Here is a 17,162-nt window from a genome sequence, read left to right on the forward strand (position 1 = left end):
GCAACCGACCCCGTTCGATAAAGTCCCTCCGAGGCCTCGAAGTAGCCAATATGACCGCTGCTGACCGTTCTGGATAGAGCTACGGATCAGAAGGTCACCGTGCCCTTCCCGTGCCCGTTCGGTCGGGAAACAGCGGGGAATAGCGGTCGTCGGCGGACAACGCTCACGAGAACGGCCCCTGACCGAGTTGGCTGGTCAGGGGCCGTTTCACCTGCGGTGGGTGTGGGATTTGAACCCACGGTGACATCGCTGCCACGACGGTTTTCAAGATCGTTCTCGTTCTCTGACCCGGACAGCTTCCAGCACGCGGACGTATCGTCGAACATCCCCCGGCATAGGCAACACTGGCTCATCCCGGATGTGTGCCCCTGCTAGTTCAAGCCCATGGCGGGCTATCTCGTGGCCCACGAAGCTCCAGTGCTTCCTGCACTGGTCTGCGATCGGACTTAGCCACCAGAGCACGTCCAGCACATCCTGAAGCCGTTTCCGCACATCGTGATCGGTGACGACCAGTGCATGACCTCTGAGCCTGTTCAAGTCCGAGGTATACGTGGCGGATTCCCGAATATCATCCAGCCCCTCAGGCAGGCCCGGCTCGACCCGTTCGAAATAGTTGATCAAGTCGATCAGAAGGTCCCGGATGGTTACCAGGTTGGTTCTCCCTCGGGCAAGCGCTTCTTCTCGATGCCGACGCTTGTAGTCGATCGCTTGTCCTGCCAAGGTCATCGACCCACCGAACACGGCACCTACAGCCGCAGATAGCAACGTCCCCCACTCCATGTCGCAGGTCTACCACGATCCGACGCGCCTACCCCAGGAGCGCAGCCTCTGGCATCCAGAGGGACCGCCCCGTGCCACAACCGCGCCAGATCGGTCGGGGAGCCACGGGGAACTACGGTGGCTGGCAGCGGCAGCAGCCAGCATCCGCCGAAGTCGTCCCGTCGCAGCTCACGGCCCTGCTCGCCCCACCTCGCTCCTAAAGCGGGTGTCGAGCCACGCCTTCTGTGACGAGTACGGGCCACACTGCTCGAGCCTCCGTGGCGCCGTCGTGGCCCTGCCTCCGGTTGAGGTCAGGGCCACGAGTCGTGAAGGGGACGGGATGCCCCGGCGGGGCGCGCTGTCGAGGTGATCAGTCGCGGGTCTGCGGGAGGCGGCGTGAAATCGCTCGGGCTTGGCCGCGCAGGATCACGTTCATGTCCTGGCGGCCGGCGTCAGTGCCTGGCTGAGGATGTCGTTCAGGCCTTCCAGATCCTCCAGTTCTGACGGCCAGCCGGGCTTGCCGTGTTTCCTGCAGACGGTGGCAGTGGAGGGCTCGTAGGTGCCATCGCCGGCGAAGGTGGCGGTGTAGCAGGTGTCCTTCTCCTGCTTGCCGGGGACCTTGCAGGTGGCCTTGCCTCGTTCGTCGGTGGTTTCGGTGCACAGCTGGACGGCGTTAGTGAAGGTGATGTCCTTGCCTTCCAGGGGCAGGCCCTCGGCAGTCAGCTTGGCCTTCAGCGTGAGGCTGCCATGGTCGCCGCCCAGGGCATACGGGTACTTCCCCTTCTTCTTCTGCGCCTTCAGCGTCAGCGTGGTCGGGGTCCGCTCCTCCGTGGTGACGGTCCCGATCGCCACGTCACCGGGATTGTCGCCGACGGGGACGGGGTCCCCGATGACGGTGTTGGTGGCCGCATCGATCACCGACACGTTGTCCGCGAGGCTGTTGGTGACGTAGACGCGGGTACCGTCCGGGGTCACCGCAACGCCAATGGGGAGGTCGCCGACGGGGATGGTGGTGGTGACGGTGTTGGTGGCGGTGTCGATCACCCAGACCGAGTCTGCGTTGGGGTTGGTGACGTAGACGCGGGAGCCGTCCGGGGTCACCGCCACGTCCCTGGCGGCGTCGCCGACGGGGATGGTGGTGGCGACGGTGTTGGTGGCGGTGTCGATCACCGACACGTCATCCGAGTTGAGGTTGGTTACGTATACGCGGGTACCGTCCGGGGTCACCGCCACGCCAATGGGGGCGTCGCCGACGGGGACGGTGGCGGTGACGGTGTTGGTGGCGGTGTCGATCACCGACACGTCATCCGAGGTGATGTTGGTGACGTAGACGCGGGAGCCGTCCGGGGTCACCGCCACACCGACGGGGTCGTCGCCGACGGGGACGGTGGCGGTGACGGTGTTGGTGGCCGTGTCGATCACCGCCACGCTGTCTGCGAGGAGGGTGACGTAGACGCGGGAGCCGTCCGGGCTCACTGCCACGTCATCGGGGCCGCTGCCGACAGGGACGGTGGCGGTGACGGTGTTGGTCGCAGTGTCGATCACCGACACGTTGCCCGCGTTGAAGTTGGCGACGTAGACGCGGGAACCGTCTGGGGAGAATGCCACCCCACTGGGGCCGCTGCCGACCGGGATGGTGGCGGCGACGGTGTTGGTGGCGGTGTCGATCACCGACACGTTGTCAGAGCTGAAGTTGGCGACGTACGCGAAGGTCCCGGTCTGCGCGGCGGCGGGCGTGGCCACGGCGATCGGAAGGGCCAGGCCGGCCAGGACCGCCACTCCCGCCACCCAGGCCCGCAGCAGCACCCACCACGAACCGCCACCCCCGCGAGTTTGCCCTGTACTTCCTCGTTCCGGCGGCCCCCATACTGCGATACCCGACATCAAGACCTCCTGCAGTGCACGACACCGAAGTGCGTTCCAGTGCCCCGAATGGACTCGGCGATTGATGCCCCGTCACGGACCTCGGGGGTCGCCGCGGCGCTGAAGATCGCCGCGGCAGACGCTAAGCGCCGCGATCAGCCCGAACCCGCTCACCATCCCGAATGCGGGCCGTATGGACGACTCGGATCCCCCCTTCCGGCCCCATCGCCCTCCGCCGCTCCTGACCGGATCCCTCCCGCTTCACTCGGCCCAGCCCTGCCACGTCGGCCGGACCGGCCCACGCAAGGCAGGTGTCGCCGTGCCACATGCGTGCCAGATCGGTCGGTGAGTCACGGTCAACAAGGGAACGGCGGAGCCCGAGGCAGGCACCCGCATGTGCAGCGTTCCCGCATGTCAGACCCCCCTCAATGCTTGATCGCCCCGTGATTCCCAAGCTCAGAGCGCGGGTTCGATTCCCGTCACCCGCTCCAACAGATAAGGCCTAGGTCAGGGACATGATCCCCAACCTGGGCCTTCGTGTTGTCTAGACCGATTCAAGCGCCGCGCACGCACCACTTCCGCACCACTTGGACCCTCTTCCGGCTAGAACCCTTCTTCCACGCTGCCCGGACCATCCTGCCCAGCCCGCTCGCCACCTCCTTCTGACGCTCGCGGTCCGAGTGCTCATAGATCATCGCCGCTTTCTCCGACGACTGTCCGGCGCGCACCATCGTGTCTTTGAGCGTGGCTCCGGACCGTGTGGACAGCGTGTGCCCGGTGTGGCGAAGGTCGTAGAAGCGCGGCACACCGCTCGTCGTCCGCCCCCACACAGAACGCCGGGGCAAAGCCTTCTGGATCGGCGGCCCCGTCGTCCAGACCTTCGAAGGAGCACTGGTATGACGCAGCTCATCGACACCTACGACCACGCGGCCGTGACCGAAGAGACCGAGATCCTCAAAGCCTGGCAGGACCGCCAGGAGGGCCTGAACGTGGCGCTGGTCTAGGGCGGACTGTCCGCCGAGGACCGGCTCTACATCGCCGAGAGCCCCACCAAGCAGCTTTCCGTCACGGCGCTGTCCGAGTCGCTGACGGAGATCGGCGCGTCACGGTGCTAATGCGTCAAGCAGCGGCGAGAACTTGGGTGGGAAAGGCCTGGTCCTCGTCGAACAGGATGTGTTTCTGCAGGCAGTGGTAGAGCTGGCTGATAGCCCTCCGGTCTGCCACCCCGCCCCTCCAGCCAGGACGGCACCGGCAGCAGCACCCGGATCTCGGCCCACTCCGTCCGTCGGAACAGCACCGTGACCCAGGCACTATGGGCGCACTCAGCAGAAGATCTCTGTCGGGGGTCTTCCTTGTGTGGGCATGCTTCCTGAACCCGCACGCTGCCCCACCCCTAGTGGCTGTGCATGCAGCGTGCGGGTGCCCGCTGTGATCAGGAGGGCATGTTGTTACCGCCCAGGTTCTCCCAGGCCTGTATCTGCTCGCCCTGGACTACGAGGTAGTCGGCCTTGAAGTCACCGGTGACGTCGCGGAAGGCCACGGTGGTGTCGGGGTAGGACGACTCGTTGGCGAAGTACTTGTGCTCGGTCCAGTTGCCGTCGGACATGCCCGACATGTGGTTGATGTAGGCGTGGACGGCGCCGGTGCTGCCGACGATCAGGTAGTCGACCTTGCGGTCGCCGTTGACGTCGGCCAGTCGCATCCTGGCCCGCGGGCCGGCCTCGGTTCCCGTGGCGAAAGTGTCGATCTTGGACCAGGTGGTCGTGTTCGGGTTGCGCACGTACGCGTCCATGGAGCCGGCGGGTCCCACAACCAGGTAGTCGTCCAGGCCGTCGCCGTTGACGTCGGCCAGGCGTACGTCCTCACGCTCCCACCCCAGTTCGATCCCGCTCTCGTCGCCCGGCTCCTTCGTGTCGTGGTGATAGGGGTAGATGCGGCCCTGGGGGTCCCAGTGGAACTTCCCGTCACTGCCGGGCGTGTTCAGGAACGACCACGAGGATCCCTTGGCGCCCAGGATCAGGTAGTCGTCGCGGCCGTCGCCGTTCATGTCGGCGAAGCGCACGGATTCGCCGGGCTGCCCGACACCGGGGGCGATGATGCCCTGGTCCACCCAGTGAATCCGGCCGTCGGCCTGCTGCGTGTTCAGTGCGGCCCGCACCGACCCGTCCGGGAAGATCTTCACGTAGTCGGCACGGTGGTCGCCGTTGAGCTCCACCAGGTCGGTCCGGCCGGCCGGACCGCCCATTCCGGGCGCGATCACCCCCATGGGGTCCCAGCCCTCGCCGAGGTCTCCTTGAAAGCCCTCGGCGCAGGTCTTGGGATCCCCCTCGGGGCCCTCGGGGTCCTCGATCCAGCCGCGCTCGTATGCGGTGTTGATTCCGGACAGGAAGGCCGTGGCCATGTCCCGGTAGCCCGCGTCGTTCGGGTGGGCGTCGTTCTGCAGACCGTCGGCCACGTCCACGGCGGTGTCCATGCGGACCAATGCCACGTGCTGGCCTGCGTCGCGGCGCTTTTGTACGAGCGCGGGCAGCTGCGAGTTGAACGCGTCGATCCTCGGCTGCAGTCCCGGCTTGCCCGTGGGGATCAGCGTGGCGACGAGCACGGTCGCGTCGGGCGCGTCGGTGAGCACCTGGTCGATCAGGTCGCCGAGCCGCTTCGGCGCATTGGCGAGGTCGTAGTTCTGGTTCATGTCGTTGGTGCCCAGGTGAAGGGTCACCACGTTCGGCCTCGCCCTCTTCACCGTGCAGTCGGCCATGGCCGCCACCTCGTCGATGCGGCGCCCCGGGTACCCCTCGTGGTCGTCGTCGGGCAGCCTTCCCGAATCCTGCGAACCGACGAAGGCCACCTTGTCGGTGTAAGCCTTGAGCATGTTCCACAGGTCGGCCCGGTAACCCGACTCGGTGGAGCTGCCCACGCCGTAGGTGATGGAGTCACCCAATGGCATCACCCTCAGATTCGCGTCGGTCGGTCCGGGTGGGAGCCCAGGTCCGTCGTCCGGGGGGTCGGTGGGCGGGTCGGCCGGGGGGTTCGGGTCACCGGGCGAGCCCTCGTCGCGGCCGTAGTCGAACTCGAACACAGGGATTGCGCCCCACCCGACCTGCAAGGTAGGCATGGCCCCTTCGAGGTTGCCCGCGAATTTGGCGTCCCTGATCCCGATCGAGGGGCCACCGAAGTCGTGAGCGAACAGCTTGTCGCGAAGTCCGCCCGGGAAGCCGCTATAGGAGACCAGTGTCGAGCGCCGCCACTGGCCGTCGTGGTTCTCGGGCGGTTCGTCGCCCGCTGTGGCGAAGCGGAAGGCGTGCGTCAAGATGCCGTCCTTGTGGTACACGATCTTGGGGTGGGTGCCGTCCCAGCGGACCTCGTCGGCCGGCTTGATCTCATAGTGGCCGTGCGCCGACGCGGCCACCCACTCGGCCTGGTCGTTGTGGACCCAAACCGCGATGTGCTCCCAGTCGTGGCGGTGGCCACCGGCACCTGGCCCGGCCACGTGCTCGACCGAGACGTCCTTCTCGAAGTAGTAGTCGTAGAGATAGACGCACCAACCGGAGTTGCACCGTTGGCGGGAGTAGGCGTTGGTGTTGTCCAGGTCTGACGGGTCACGGCAGTCGGAGGAGTTTGTGGTGTCTTGGTTGTCGAGGCCCTCGGAGATCCGACCGTCCGGCCCGATGGCCGGGACGTTGTAGCAACCGTCGGTGTCGTAGTCGAGGGCCGGCTGCCACTTCAGGTCCGCCGCGGTGGCGTTCTGCGGGAGCGCGCGCGGTGGTTCGGGGACAGCAGCTGCCGCGGGCGAGGCCGGGAGAACGACAATGCCACCCAGCAGCAGGGCGACGACAACGGCGCGGCCGACTAGACCGGCGAGTCTTTCGACCGTCCTTCTCTGCACGGCCGTGACGGCTGGTAGTGCCGCCTTGGTTAATTTACGCACATGAGTCCTTCCTGTTCAGCCGCCGTCCCGAGGACGACGAGAGTGCGGGTGTGGTGATCATGTGCATGCCAACATCATTCAAGAGAGGGATCTCATTCCGGGATTCCGGGATGCGGACGAGGACCGTCAGGCCATGGCGGCGACCATGACGCCGGTGTCGGCGATGGTCTCGAAGGCGACCGGCACGCCGTGCTCGAAGCGCCACACGTGCGCGAAGCGCGCCGACATCGCCCTGCCCGTCTCGCGGCGCCGCCCTTCGTAGCTGCCCAGGGCGACGACCATGTCCCCGACGGCGTGGATCTCCGCCGGAACGACCGCGAAGTCCTCCCACTCGATGTCGAAGCGGGCGAAGACGTTGGCGAGCACCTCGTCACGGCCGCGGTAGGTCCCCCCGTACGGCAGCCCGGCGGCGACGACCCACTCAATCTCGTCGCCGAGTACGGCCAGGACCGCCTCGCCGTCCCCGCGACGCAGGTCGGCGTACATCCGGGCCACCACTTCCTGGTTCTTCGACGCCTGGGCGTCGAGGAGGCGCGTACTCACACTGGCGGTCATCGTTGCTCCCCATCCTTGATCCCTGCGCGGCCGGTCCCGGCGCATGTTCGGCCGGGAGATCCGCAGGCACCAACGATTCACCAGCTGCGCCGGGGCGGCATCGGTCAACCGGCCTATCCCCGACGGACAAACGCGGTCGGGAGTAGAATCTGACGTACGGTCAGAGAAGCAACTGGTGCTCCATGGCGAACACCGCCACACCGGCCCGGCTGCGGCGGCCGGTCTTGTCGTAGACGTGGGCGAGGTGGTGGCCGACGGTCCGGCCAGAGATCGACAGCCGCTCACCGATCTGCCGGTTGCTGAGCCCCCGGGCGGCCAGGCAGAGCACCTCCACCTCCCGCTCGGTCAGACCGGCCGGCAGCACCCGGCGGGGACGCGGCAGACCCGCGGCCCCGATCACGACCGCGCAGGCGTCCCGGTCGAGCCCTCCGCTGTCGGCCTGCCGTATCAGCAGGTCGGCCGCGGCCCCGGCGGTGAACGCCTCGCGGTGTGCCCGCGGCTCGGTGAGCGCGGCAAAACCGTCAGCGGCGGCCAGGATCCGGGCTTCGAAGGGCAGTTCCCGGAAGGGTCACCGCGGTGGTAACCGCCGCCGTCGACGCGTTCGTGGTGCGCGGAGGCGATGGGGGCCAGTGCCGCCAGCGCGGGCACCCGCTGCAGGATCCGATGGGTCCAGTAGGTGTGCATCCGCACCCGTTCCATCTCCACCAAGGCCCAGTCGGCCAGGCCGGTCCCAGACACTGGCCGAAACGCCGACCCGGCCGAGGTCGCGCAGAAGCGCGGCGCACCGCAGCTCGGTGACAGCGGCCGCGTCCAGGTGCGCGAGCATACCGGCGCCCGCGGCCAGCGTGGCGACATGGTCGCTGTGGCCGAGCAGCCACCGGCTCTTCAAATCCACGACCTGGGCGAGCACCGCGCACAACTGTGACTGAGCGCTTCAGTTGGCGAGCTTCGCCACCTGAAGCGCTCAGGGCCGCACTCCGCCGCGGTGTACGGCACGGTTCCGCCCGCGCTGTGCGGGCCGAACAGGCCGGGCTCCCGCGAGGGAAGACGTACCGTCTGCCCTGCGCGACACCGGCCGCGTCTCCCTCCGGCCCGCCCGCCGGCGGGGAGGCCTGCTGCCATCGCGCAACCGCCGCCCCGCAGAGGACGCCGCGCGACTGGCCGGTCAACTCCAGGCGGCCGGCCTGTCGAATCCGGACCTCGCCCGCGCCATCAACCGCGACCCTCCCTGCTCTCCGTTCTGCACACGAGGCAGAGACGGCGCTTTCGTGGTGGCCGGTTACGCGCGTGGGGGAGCGGGCTCGGTGGCCAGCGCGGCGGCGATGAGCCGGCCCAGCTGTGCGGCCAGGCCGTCCGGGGTGCGGTGCTGGAGGTACAGCGTGGTGAAGACCGGGCCGGTCACCAGGGCGTGGACGAGGGAGACGTCAGGAAGCGTGTGGAGCTCGCCGCGGGCGACTGCCCGTTCCAGGAGTCCGCGGATGCCGGCCTGCTCGCGGACGACGAACGTCTGGTGGAAGCGGGCTGCGAGGTCGGGCGAGGCGCCGATGTCGGCGAGCAGCCCCAGGACCGCACTGGTGGCAGCCGGTGCGGTCAGGTGGCCGACAATCTCCTGGACGAGGACGGTCAGATCGCCCTCCAGGGTGCCTGTGTCCGGCGACGCGGGCAGGTCCGGGACGTGGACCGCGGCCGCGAACACCATGTCCTGCTTGGTCGCGTAGCGCCGGTAGATGGCCGCTTTCCCGATGCCCGCGCGCTCCGCCACGGCGTCCATCGTCAGGCCGGCGTATCCGCTGTGTGCGAGCAGTTCGCGGGTGGCCGTGAGGATCGCCTCGTCCACCCGGCCGTCTCTTGGTCGTCCCATGCCGAGATGATACGGTACCCACAGTTCCGAAACTATGAGTCTCGTAAGGGGAGCCATGAGTCTCTGGGCAGGTCGCATCCTGGTCGTGATGGGCGTCGGACACCTGATCGCACTGGGTGTGCAGAACGTGGAGTACGCCGACGAATGGTTCGGCGGTGCGCTCTGGGGGCTGCCTCGCGAAGAGTTCGCGCATCCGAGCGGGGCCAACGGGGCGTTCTGGATCGTGGTCGCGAGCTTCGCCGTTCCACTGCTGCTGCTCGGTCTCCTCATCAGTCAACTCGCCCGCCGGGGCGTCGCGGTGCCGCAGTCCATTGGCTGGGGTCTTGCCACGTGGTGCCTGGTGGGCGCGGCGATCCTGGAACCGACTCCGCTGCTGCTCGGCCTTGTCCCCGCGGTGCTGCTGATCCATGCGGCCCGGCGCACTGCTGAGTAAGAGTCAATACCCAGACCGGCTGGGCATGTTGTGCCGATCAGGACGGGCCCGCGGCGTACAGACGTCTCCGACCTACCCGGGGCGGTTCATCCTGGTATTGAGGCTGGCCGTTGTGAGCACGGGATGTCTTGCGTGGGCCTGGACGCCGCCCGCGCCCGTGGTTCCCGCCTCCGTGAAGTCGACGAGCCTGGCCGAGGGGTGCACATCACCGACGACGCTGCGGGACCGGGCTCAGGTGGGCCCTTGGCCCCCCAGTGTGTGCCGCTGCATCAGCCGTGAAATGTCCTTCGCGGTGACGATCCCCACCAGATGGCCCCCGTCCACGACGAGAATGCGCATGCCCATGCTTGGGCGGAGCCTGTCGAGAGCCTCACTCAGAAGATCACTCGGAGCGGCAACCGCGCACTGCGACAGCGGGATCGCCACCTCGCGCACGCGCTGGGCCTCCCGGCGCGCTGCCGGTATCCCGGCAAGCCTGCGTACCTGAACGATCCCGCTGGGACGGCCTTCGAAGTCGAGCAGCGGCACGGCGGAATGGCGGGAGTTCACTGCCACCTCGTCGATGAAACGCTGGGCGGTCAGCCAGTCGGCGCCGGTGGTCACCGGGCTGGACATGGCATCGGCCACCCGCACGCCCCGCAGGGCGGTGTGGATCACGGCGCGCTGCCGTTCCGCGCCGGCGACGACCGTGATGAAGAGACCGACGAAGACGAGCCACAGCCCGCCCGGCACACCGCGCAGGAGGAGGATCCAGCCGAAGGCCATCAGCAGCACGCCCATGACCTGACCGCTTCGGGAGGCCGCCCGATCCGCACGTTCCCGGTCTCCGGTGCGCCACCAAAACAGCGCCTGCACCACCCTTCCGCCGTCGAGCGGCGCAGCGGGCAGAAGGTTGAATGCGCCCAGGAACAGGTTCGCCAAGCCGAGCCACACCAGAACGGCGGCGGGCACCTCCCAGCCGGACAGCGGGTGCAGCCCGATTCCCGCTCCGAGCGCGGCGCCTCCGATGGCCAGGCTGGTGAGCGGCCCGCTGACCGCCACCGCGAAAGCCACCGCGGCGGACTGGGGCCGCCCCATCCGGGTCATTCCGCCCAGCGCCCACAGCGTCACATCCTGTACCGCGATCTTCTTCCTGCGGGCAGTCGCCGCGTGTGCCGTCTCGTGGAGCAGCAGGCTACCCATGAGCAGCACCGCCCCTACGACACTGGCGAAGGTGTACACGGCATCCGAGCGCCCCGGAGTCCATGCAGGGAGGGTCTGGCGGCCGAGACCGTACGCGAGCAGGACCACCAGCAGCGGCACGCTCCAGTGCATCCGCAGTGGCACCCCGGCAACTTGTCCGACACGGACCGAGCCGTTCATCGTCGTCTCCTGCCGACTCGGCAGCCGGTCCACCGGGCAGGACCTCGCGACCTGCACTCCGTAAACCGACCAGCACGGCACCCACCCACAATTGTCGCTCTCGGAATCTCCCGCGGTCGGCCAGAGGCCCAGGGACGCACAGGTACGTACAAGGAAGGGCACCGGATCTAGGCTGGACCTACCGACAGCACTGTGGAGGTGCGTCATGGGGCACAGCCACCACTTCCACGTGGATCAGGGTGACCATTCGATCACCGTGAACGTCGGGCCCGGAAAGAACGGAGAGATCGAGCTCCTGGTCAACGGCAAAGTGGTCGCGAGCCAGAAGGAGCACGGCCCCGGGACGAGCCTCCTGACCGGCGAACTGCCCGAAGAGCCCACCCGCCCGTTCCGGGTCCGGATACGCCAGCCGCACCTCATCCCCTCCAGGCCCAAATGCACGCTGGAGCTGGATGGCGTAGAGCAGCCCATGCCGGAAAGGCCCATGGTGTGAGCTCCCTGCTGCGCGGCTGCGGGCGGGATCAGGTGCACAGCGTGCTCCCCGCCAGGTCCGACGAACCCCCACGCCACTGGTGCAATGTGCTGCCGAACCCCAATTCAGGATCAGCCGCCGTGGACGCATCACGCATCTGCACTGCGGCTCCGAGCGGTTCCAGCCGAGCCCGCCGCACCCGCGTGCCACTACGTGCCATTCGTAGGGGTAAACAGCGGTCACTACGAGCACCGTCCGGCCGCCAGCCAGCCGCACACCTGTGCAGCGTTTCCGCTGGTCAGGAACATGCCCGGCGATCAAGTACTGGTTGATTCCCAAGCTCAGAGCGCGGGTTCGATTCCCCTCACCCGCTCCATAGAAAAGCCCCACCGCCACCACGAGGGTGCCCGATCCTACGGATCAGAAGGTCTCTGACATCCACGGCTGACATCGATGGCGCCGGACGGAGGCGTACCCCAGCGTCCCTGTCCGGCCGTCGTGTCAGTGAGCAGTGGCAGCCGGAGCAGGCCCGGATCGAACTCCGAGGTCCGTCTCATGGCTTCCGTTCGGCTGCATGGTTCGGTTCCTCCTTCTCAGCGCAGTTGCTCGGCCAGTCCGACGATGATGCCCTCCGGGCCGCGGAGGTAGCAGAGCAGATAGCTGTCCTCGAACCGGGCGATCTCGCCGACGAGTTCGGCGCCGTGAGGGCGCAGGCGGGCAACGGTGTCCTCGATGTCGTCGACGGCGAACATGACGCGGTGCGTGCCCAGAATGTTGTGCGGCCGGTTGCGCGGCCCGGCGCTGATCACCGCGGGGCTGCGGTACTTCGCCAGCTCGAGCCGGCTGTGACCGTCCGGGGTCCGGACCATCGCGATGTCACAGCGGACGCCGTCGAGTCCGGTGCACTGGTCGGCGAAGAGGCCCTCGACCTCCGCCCTGCCCTCCAGCTCCATACCGAGTTCCACGAAGAACGCGATGGCGGCATCCATGTCCTCGACGACGATGCCGACGTTGTCCATCCGCTGAATCGCCATGCTGGTTTCTCCTTCTTCCTCGTGCGGCCGGTGGTGGCCGCTGATGTCCCTGGGACGGAGCCGGTGGCACGTTCTCGACATCCGCAGACCGCCGAACTCCGAAAAATCTGGATCGCGCCTCAGGTGAGATTCATCCGGATGTACCAACCCACCGCCAGCACGATGAGAATGGCTCCACGAAGGCCCACACCGTGGTTGCTGCGCTGTGCGAGGTATAGATCAGAGCAAGCATGCTCAGCCAGATACCCGGCAGGAGCGGCCGTAGCCAGTGGACGTTGGCGCCCCCCTGTCGAATACGTGTCGAAGGCGCCGATCTATCGCGCTCGGCGTCCGTGGAGCACCAGGTCAGGAGGGATGCGCCGACGATCACACCAGACGCCTTCTAAGCGCCTATCCCAGCATGACGGGAAGCTCTCTGCCCTCACGGCAGCGATTGTCGGTGTCCGTCTGTACCGTCCCGCTCATGACTGAGAGACCCTCGAAGCACTGGCGCGACGGAGTGGCTGAAGCATGGTCAGCTTCGCAGGGTCGGGCATCAGCGTGCATCGTCTTCTGCAGGCCGTGCTACGCGCTCGCCTCCCACAAGACCCCCGGGCCTCGCCGCCGGGCAGGCACGAAGCCGAGCAGACCATCTTGCTGGCCCTGCCCTCTGACCAAGAGAGTGTGTCTGCGCCTTCGGACCAGTGGCAGCAGCTGATCCCTCATGTGATCGCCCTCGCAACCAGCACACCACCAGGCCATTCACCAGACGACGCCATCAGCTCCTACCTGGCCACCGCGGCCTACCTGCGACGGCAAGGTCAGGACGTACGCGCGATACCCCTGTATGAGGCCACACTTGCCCAGCGCGAGCAGGTCCTGGGCGACACCCACCCCGACACCCTAAGCAGCCGCAACAACCTCGCCTACGCGTACCAGGCGGCGGGGGACCTGCAGCGCGCCATCCCCTGTCCGAGACCACCCTCACCCAGTTCGAGCAGGTCCTGGGCGACAGCCACCCCGGCACCCTGACCAGCCGCAACAACCTCGCCCACGCCTACCGGTCGGCAGGGGACCTGCAGCGCGCCATCCCCCTGTTCGAGGCCGCCCTCACCCAGTGCAAGGAGGTCCTGGGCGACACTCACCGCGTAACCCTGATCATCCGCGACAGCCTCGACGACGCCGTCAAGGGCCTTAGCGAGCACCGAGAGCCCGGGTGATCCGGTCGTGAGACCTCAGCAACCCCTTGGCCGCTAGTTCGTATCGAGGGGATCAGTATCAGCAATGACGTAGGTTGCGCCTGCACGGCAGCGCACCAGATACGCACCAGATAGGGCAGCGATCATCGGTCAACCACGGTCACAAAGGGATGCCCGAGCACACCCTGATTCGTATCGTTTCCCCAGGTCAGCAGGTGCGTTCGTGGGAAGCGGCCGTGATTCACAAGCTCTGGCCTCAGGCGCCCTCCAGGGGGATCATGCCAGCCACGGGGATGCGGCATCGTCGGGCAGTCTCGGGGCCCTACGAGGGCGACCAGGCGGAGCGACTGCACTGAGCACGCGGCTGCAGCAGCGCAGTACCGCAACTGCAGCAACCGTCCCTGTCCAGCCAAGCTGGTGCGGGCCGCCAAAGACCGCCTCTGAAGCGGTCCCGGGCCGTCGCGGGGCTACCACGGTGGCGGCTTGCGCCCCGATACAGCACTGGTTGGGAACGCCTAGCAGCGGGGCAAGGTGCCGCTCTCCTTGGAGAGTTTGGTGCTGTGGGCCCAGCCTTCGGTGTTCGTCCCATCGATACGGGCGTAGATCCACTTGTTGCCGTAGGCGTTGGTGATGTAGCAGTGGTAGTAGAGCTTCACACCGGTCTTGACCACGGTCACGTACTGGCATTCCGCGTACGGCCCGGTGTAGAGGTGGGACGTCTCGGCCAGGTAGCCGTAGCCGTCGCTGCGGTTCTCGTGGCCCCAGCCGGTGCAGGCCGTCGACACCGGGGTGGGCTCCTTCACCGTCGGGCTGGGCCTGGTCTCTGGGGAGGCCGACGGGCTCTCGGTCGGCTTGTCGCCTTCGACGCCGGGCTTCTTCGTGGGGCCCAGCTCCTCGTCCTCGTGACCGTCCGGCTCCTCCGAGGTCGACGGCTTCGAGGACGTTCCGGGAGAACCGGAGGACGACGGGGTGCTGCCCCCGGTCGACCAGGGGCTGTCCGTGGGGGAGCCGACGCCGGGCGGCGTCGCCTGTGCGCCGTCCGTGGTCGTGCCGCCCTGTTGGGACGTCAGAGCGTAGGTGATGCCGGCGCCTGCGGCGAGGAGCACGACGGCGGCCGCTGCCGCGACGACGGTGCGGTTGCTGCGGCGCCGTGCGCGACGGGCTGCCGTCCGGCTCGTCTCGGGAGCGGGGACTGCGGCGTGGCCCGCGACCGGCGCGCCGTGCTGCGGCAGCGTCGGCGGCAGGTCGGGCTGCACGTAGCCGGCGTGCGGAGGCTCAGGCTGCGGGGCGGGCTGGGGGAACAGCGGGGGACCGAACCCGGGGGCAGGTGCGGCGGCGGCCGCAGCCCCGGGACCCACCGTGGGAGCGGGAGCGGGAGCGGGTGTCGGCGTCGGAGCGGCGAATGGGAGGTGCACCGTCCCGCCCGAGGCGACGCGCTCTAGCATGCCGCGCGCCTGTTCCGCGGTGGGCCGGTTCTCCGGCTCCTTCGCCATCAGCGCCTGGAGCACCGGCGTGAGCGGTCCCGCCCGGCGGGGCTCCGGCAGGGGCTCGGTGACGATCGCCGAAAGGGTGGACCACGCGGACGTGCGACGGAACGGCGAAGTGCCCTCCACGGCCGCGTAGAGGGTCATGCCGAGCGACCAGATGTCCGACGCGGGACCGGGCTCCCTGCCCTGCGCCCGCTCCGGCGGCAAATAGTCGAGGGAACCGACGAGTTGACCGCTCTGGGTCAGCTTGGCCATGGCGTCGTCGCCGGAGGCTTCCATGCTGGCGATGCCGAAATCGGTGAGCACGACTCTGCCGCCGTGCTCGATCAGCACGTTTCCCGGCTTGACGTCCCGGTGGAGTACGCCGGCCCGGTGCGCGGCGTCGAGCGCGTCCATCAGCTTGGCGCCGATCGCGGCCGCTTCGTGCGGCTCCAGTGTGCCGCGCTCCGTCAGCACGTCGTCGAGCGAGGGCCCGTCGACGAGTTCCATGACGATGACCGGGCGGCCCTGCTCCTCGGTCACGTCGTGCACGGTGACCACGCCGCTGTGCCGGATACGGGCGGCGGCCTGCGCCTCCCGCTGCATCCGGGTCCGCACGTCGGCCAGTTCGGCTGCGGAGGTGTCGGTGAAAGCCCGCAGGACCTTGACGGCGACCTCTCGGTTCAGGAGTTCGTCCACCGCCCGGGCGACCACTCCCATGCCGCCGCGCCCGATCATGGAGGTCACCCGGTAACGCCCGCCGAGTACCTTGCCCGTCAGCTCTCCGCCATGCGCTTCCCCCGCGGTCACCGCACGCTCCGTTCCGTCGTTGTTCGTGAACCATCAATCCGAAGTCCTCAAGGGTAGAGGCAGGGGCGTGAGGGGAAGGCGGCGGCCGTGCGCAAGTATGTGGCTGCCCATCAGGGTTGTCGCCCATGGCGGGCACGGCGGTCCCTGGCCGTGCGTCTCGGCTGGCGTCAGATGTCAGAGCCGGGTGCCAACTTCCGCCGTCCAAGGGAAAAGCGAAGACGACGGGCCCGGGGGAAGCCCCACTAGCTCAGCAATGACGCAGGATGCGCCTGCTCGGCGAGCGCACCAGATACGCACCAGATACGCACCAGATAGGGCAGCGTTCACCGGTCAACCACGGTCACAAGGCGAGGCTGGAGCACACCCCAATTCGTGTCGTTTCCACAGGTCAGCAGGTATGTCCGCCGGAAGCGGCCGGTGATTCCCAAGCTCAGAGCGCGGGTTCGATTCCCGTCACCCGCTCCATACAGAAGGCCCAGGTCATAGACCCGGGCCTTTGTTGTCGTCTGGACCACGCTAGGCGTCTCGTACCCGTTGCGTGCCCGATGCCCCTGGTCGATGTAGACGACGCCGATCGTCATCAGAGGCTCGCCGGTTACGGCGTCCTTGGCGATCTCACCGGTCTGCCGGTGTCAGTGGCAGTCGAAGCGCCAGTCCCACGGGAGGCCGGGGCACTGGCGGCAATGGAAGAAGTAGACCCCGCCGCAGTCGCCCAACTGTATGTCGCCGGTGATGGTCAGAAGGTGCTCCATGCGGTGTCCGCTCTCGCAGTTCGGCCAGTCGGCAGGCTGCGTCCAGGCGGGCCAGCCGCCGACCTTCGTCCCGATGATGTTGGAGTCGGGTGGCCACATGGAGCCGCCCGTCGGCAACCGGAGACGAGGTTCCCAGTTCTCCCACATGTCCTTGGGTAGATCAAGCCATCTCGGACAGTCCTCAGCCGTAATCGGGGACAACGTGGACGGTTCCGGCATGTGGTCCTCGTCGTACTCCCCCTCGCTCACCCCGGGGATCTCGGACAGCAGCCCTCCAGCCACGACCTCCGCCTCGTTGCGCCAGTACAGCTGCGGCATCACTGGCCCGGGATCCTGCTCATGTATCAGCGCGCACCACACCAGCTGTAGCAGATCCTTCCCCTCCGGGAACTCCAACCCCGGCACATCCTGGGCGAACAGCTGGAGGATCGGCACCATCGGCACCGCGCCCGGGACAATCTCGGTGTGGTTGCGCCAGTCGGACCCGTACGTCCAGTGGTCTTCCTGCGCGCAGTACGGCCACGGCTCGTCCGCGGGCCACAGCAGCTCGCCTCCCAGCGAGCTCTCCCGCACGCCAGGGTCGCCGGGCTCGGGGTTGAGGAGGGTGGTTTCCCGGGCAAGGCCCGCGTACTCCGGTATCAGGGTGCGCAGATCCTTCGCGGGCAGCTCGGGTGTGTCTCCGGGCATCGTGG

15 protein-coding genes and 2 pseudogenes are annotated in these 17,162 nt (G+C 67.9%); 5 read left to right on the plus strand and 12 right to left on the minus strand.

Annotated elements, in window-relative coordinates; genetic code table 11:
- Nucleotides 1–264: 264 nt before the first annotated feature.
- The 7 genes and pseudogenes from ACH492_RS25695 to ACH492_RS25725 form a co-directional block, all read right to left on the minus strand.
- Nucleotides 265–780, minus strand: a complete 516-nt coding sequence (locus ACH492_RS25695) for a hypothetical protein (RefSeq protein ID WP_398990041.1) — start codon at nucleotides 778–780, stop codon at nucleotides 265–267.
- A 411-nt stretch (nucleotides 781–1,191) separates the two neighbouring features.
- Complete coding sequence (locus ACH492_RS25700; RefSeq protein ID WP_398990042.1) at nucleotides 1,192–2,565, minus strand: beta-propeller fold lactonase family protein; 1,374 nt, start codon at nucleotides 2,563–2,565, stop codon at nucleotides 1,192–1,194.
- A 564-nt stretch (nucleotides 2,566–3,129) separates the two neighbouring features.
- Nucleotides 3,130–3,461: pseudogene (locus ACH492_RS25705) on the minus strand (hypothetical protein); the annotation flags it as partial.
- A gap of 593 nt (nucleotides 3,462–4,054) precedes the next feature.
- Nucleotides 4,055–6,547 (minus strand): NPP1 family protein, encoded by a 2,493-nt coding sequence (locus ACH492_RS25710; protein ID WP_398990043.1) that lies wholly within the window; start codon nucleotides 6,545–6,547, stop codon nucleotides 4,055–4,057.
- 126 nt (nucleotides 6,548–6,673) lie between these two features.
- Entirely contained in the window at nucleotides 6,674–7,102 is a 429-nt protein-coding gene (locus ACH492_RS25715) for a nuclear transport factor 2 family protein (RefSeq protein WP_398990044.1), read from the minus strand.
- Between the two features lie 160 nt (nucleotides 7,103–7,262).
- Nucleotides 7,263–7,502 carry a response regulator transcription factor gene (locus ACH492_RS25720; RefSeq protein ID WP_398990045.1) on the minus strand — a complete coding sequence of 80 codons (240 nt, stop codon included), beginning with the start codon at nucleotides 7,500–7,502 and terminating at the stop codon, nucleotides 7,263–7,265.
- A gap of 27 nt (nucleotides 7,503–7,529) precedes the next feature.
- Nucleotides 7,530–7,658 (minus strand): annotated as a pseudogene (locus ACH492_RS25725) (HD domain-containing phosphohydrolase); the annotation flags it as partial.
- Nucleotides 7,659–7,778: 120 nt separating this feature from the next.
- On the opposite strand from ACH492_RS25725, the gene ACH492_RS25730 reads away from it, so the two are divergent.
- A complete protein-coding gene (locus ACH492_RS25730) occupies nucleotides 7,779–8,027 on the plus strand; it encodes a hypothetical protein (protein WP_398990046.1) in 249 nt (82 codons plus the stop codon).
- Nucleotides 8,028–8,381: 354 nt separating this feature from the next.
- Here ACH492_RS25730 and ACH492_RS25735 read toward each other — a convergent pair whose 3' ends face one another.
- A complete protein-coding gene (locus ACH492_RS25735) occupies nucleotides 8,382–8,963 on the minus strand; it encodes a TetR/AcrR family transcriptional regulator (RefSeq protein WP_398990047.1) in 582 nt (193 codons plus the stop codon).
- 55 nt (nucleotides 8,964–9,018) lie between these two features.
- Between ACH492_RS25735 and ACH492_RS25740 the strand changes: the two genes are divergently transcribed.
- Complete coding sequence (locus ACH492_RS25740) at nucleotides 9,019–9,396, plus strand: DUF6463 family protein (protein WP_398990048.1); 378 nt, start codon at nucleotides 9,019–9,021, stop codon at nucleotides 9,394–9,396.
- A gap of 231 nt (nucleotides 9,397–9,627) precedes the next feature.
- On the opposite strand, the gene ACH492_RS25745 is transcribed toward ACH492_RS25740, so the two are convergent.
- Entirely contained in the window at nucleotides 9,628–10,758 is a 1,131-nt protein-coding gene (locus ACH492_RS25745; RefSeq protein ID WP_398990049.1) for a site-2 protease family protein, read from the minus strand.
- Between the two features lie 205 nt (nucleotides 10,759–10,963).
- Here ACH492_RS25745 and ACH492_RS25750 point away from each other — a divergent pair, with 205 nt between their 5' ends.
- A complete protein-coding gene (locus ACH492_RS25750; RefSeq protein ID WP_398990050.1) occupies nucleotides 10,964–11,251 on the plus strand; it encodes a hypothetical protein in 288 nt (95 codons plus the stop codon).
- A gap of 572 nt (nucleotides 11,252–11,823) precedes the next feature.
- Here the strand turns inward: ACH492_RS25750 and ACH492_RS25755 are convergent.
- Nucleotides 11,824–12,264 carry a VOC family protein gene (locus ACH492_RS25755; RefSeq protein ID WP_037694117.1) on the minus strand — a complete coding sequence of 147 codons (441 nt, stop codon included), beginning with the start codon at nucleotides 12,262–12,264 and terminating at the stop codon, nucleotides 11,824–11,826.
- A 510-nt stretch (nucleotides 12,265–12,774) separates the two neighbouring features.
- Here ACH492_RS25755 and ACH492_RS25760 point away from each other — a divergent pair.
- Together ACH492_RS25760 and ACH492_RS25765 are read left to right on the plus strand one after the other, a co-directional pair.
- Nucleotides 12,775–13,275: a tetratricopeptide repeat protein gene (locus ACH492_RS25760; protein WP_398990051.1), complete on the plus strand. Its 501-nt coding sequence runs from the start codon at nucleotides 12,775–12,777 to the stop codon at nucleotides 13,273–13,275.
- Nucleotides 13,272–13,463: a tetratricopeptide repeat protein gene (locus ACH492_RS25765; protein ID WP_398990292.1), complete on the plus strand. Its 192-nt coding sequence runs from the start codon at nucleotides 13,272–13,274 to the stop codon at nucleotides 13,461–13,463. The genes ACH492_RS25760 and ACH492_RS25765 overlap by 4 nt, the downstream gene beginning before the upstream one ends.
- Nucleotides 13,464–13,957: 494 nt before the next feature.
- On the opposite strand, the gene ACH492_RS25770 is transcribed toward ACH492_RS25765, so the two are convergent.
- Nucleotides 13,958–15,718, minus strand: a complete 1,761-nt coding sequence (locus ACH492_RS25770) for a serine/threonine-protein kinase (RefSeq protein WP_398990052.1) — start codon at nucleotides 15,716–15,718, stop codon at nucleotides 13,958–13,960.
- Between the two features lie 632 nt (nucleotides 15,719–16,350).
- Complete coding sequence (locus ACH492_RS25775) at nucleotides 16,351–17,157, minus strand: DUF1963 domain-containing protein (protein ID WP_398990053.1); 807 nt, start codon at nucleotides 17,155–17,157, stop codon at nucleotides 16,351–16,353.
- Nucleotides 17,158–17,162: the final 5 nt, after the last annotated feature.

Source organism: Streptomyces sp. NPDC019443 (assembly GCF_044389785.1).
GTDB lineage: Bacteria > Actinomycetota > Actinomycetes > Streptomycetales > Streptomycetaceae > Streptomyces.

Bases quoted from the DNA above. Each gene is read 5' to 3' on its own strand.
- ACH492_RS25760 (WP_398990051.1), top strand. From the start codon at position 12,775: ATGGTCAGCTTCGCAGGGTCGGGCATCAGCGTGCATCGTCTTCTGCAG.
- ACH492_RS25745 (WP_398990049.1), bottom strand. From the start codon at position 10,758: ATGAACGGCTCGGTCCGTGTCGGACAAGTTGCCGGGGTGCCACTGCGG.
- ACH492_RS25695 (WP_398990041.1), bottom strand. From the start codon at position 780: ATGGAGTGGGGGACGTTGCTATCTGCGGCTGTAGGTGCCGTGTTCGGT.
- ACH492_RS25755 (WP_037694117.1), bottom strand. From the start codon at position 12,264: ATGGCGATTCAGCGGATGGACAACGTCGGCATCGTCGTCGAGGACATG.
- ACH492_RS25735 (WP_398990047.1), bottom strand. From the start codon at position 8,963: ATGGGACGACCAAGAGACGGCCGGGTGGACGAGGCGATCCTCACGGCC.
- ACH492_RS25775 (WP_398990053.1), bottom strand. From the start codon at position 17,157: ATGCCCGGAGACACACCCGAGCTGCCCGCGAAGGATCTGCGCACCCTG.
- ACH492_RS25740 (WP_398990048.1), top strand. From the start codon at position 9,019: ATGAGTCTCTGGGCAGGTCGCATCCTGGTCGTGATGGGCGTCGGACAC.
- ACH492_RS25715 (WP_398990044.1), bottom strand. From the start codon at position 7,102: ATGACCGCCAGTGTGAGTACGCGCCTCCTCGACGCCCAGGCGTCGAAG.
- ACH492_RS25750 (WP_398990050.1), top strand. From the start codon at position 10,964: ATGGGGCACAGCCACCACTTCCACGTGGATCAGGGTGACCATTCGATC.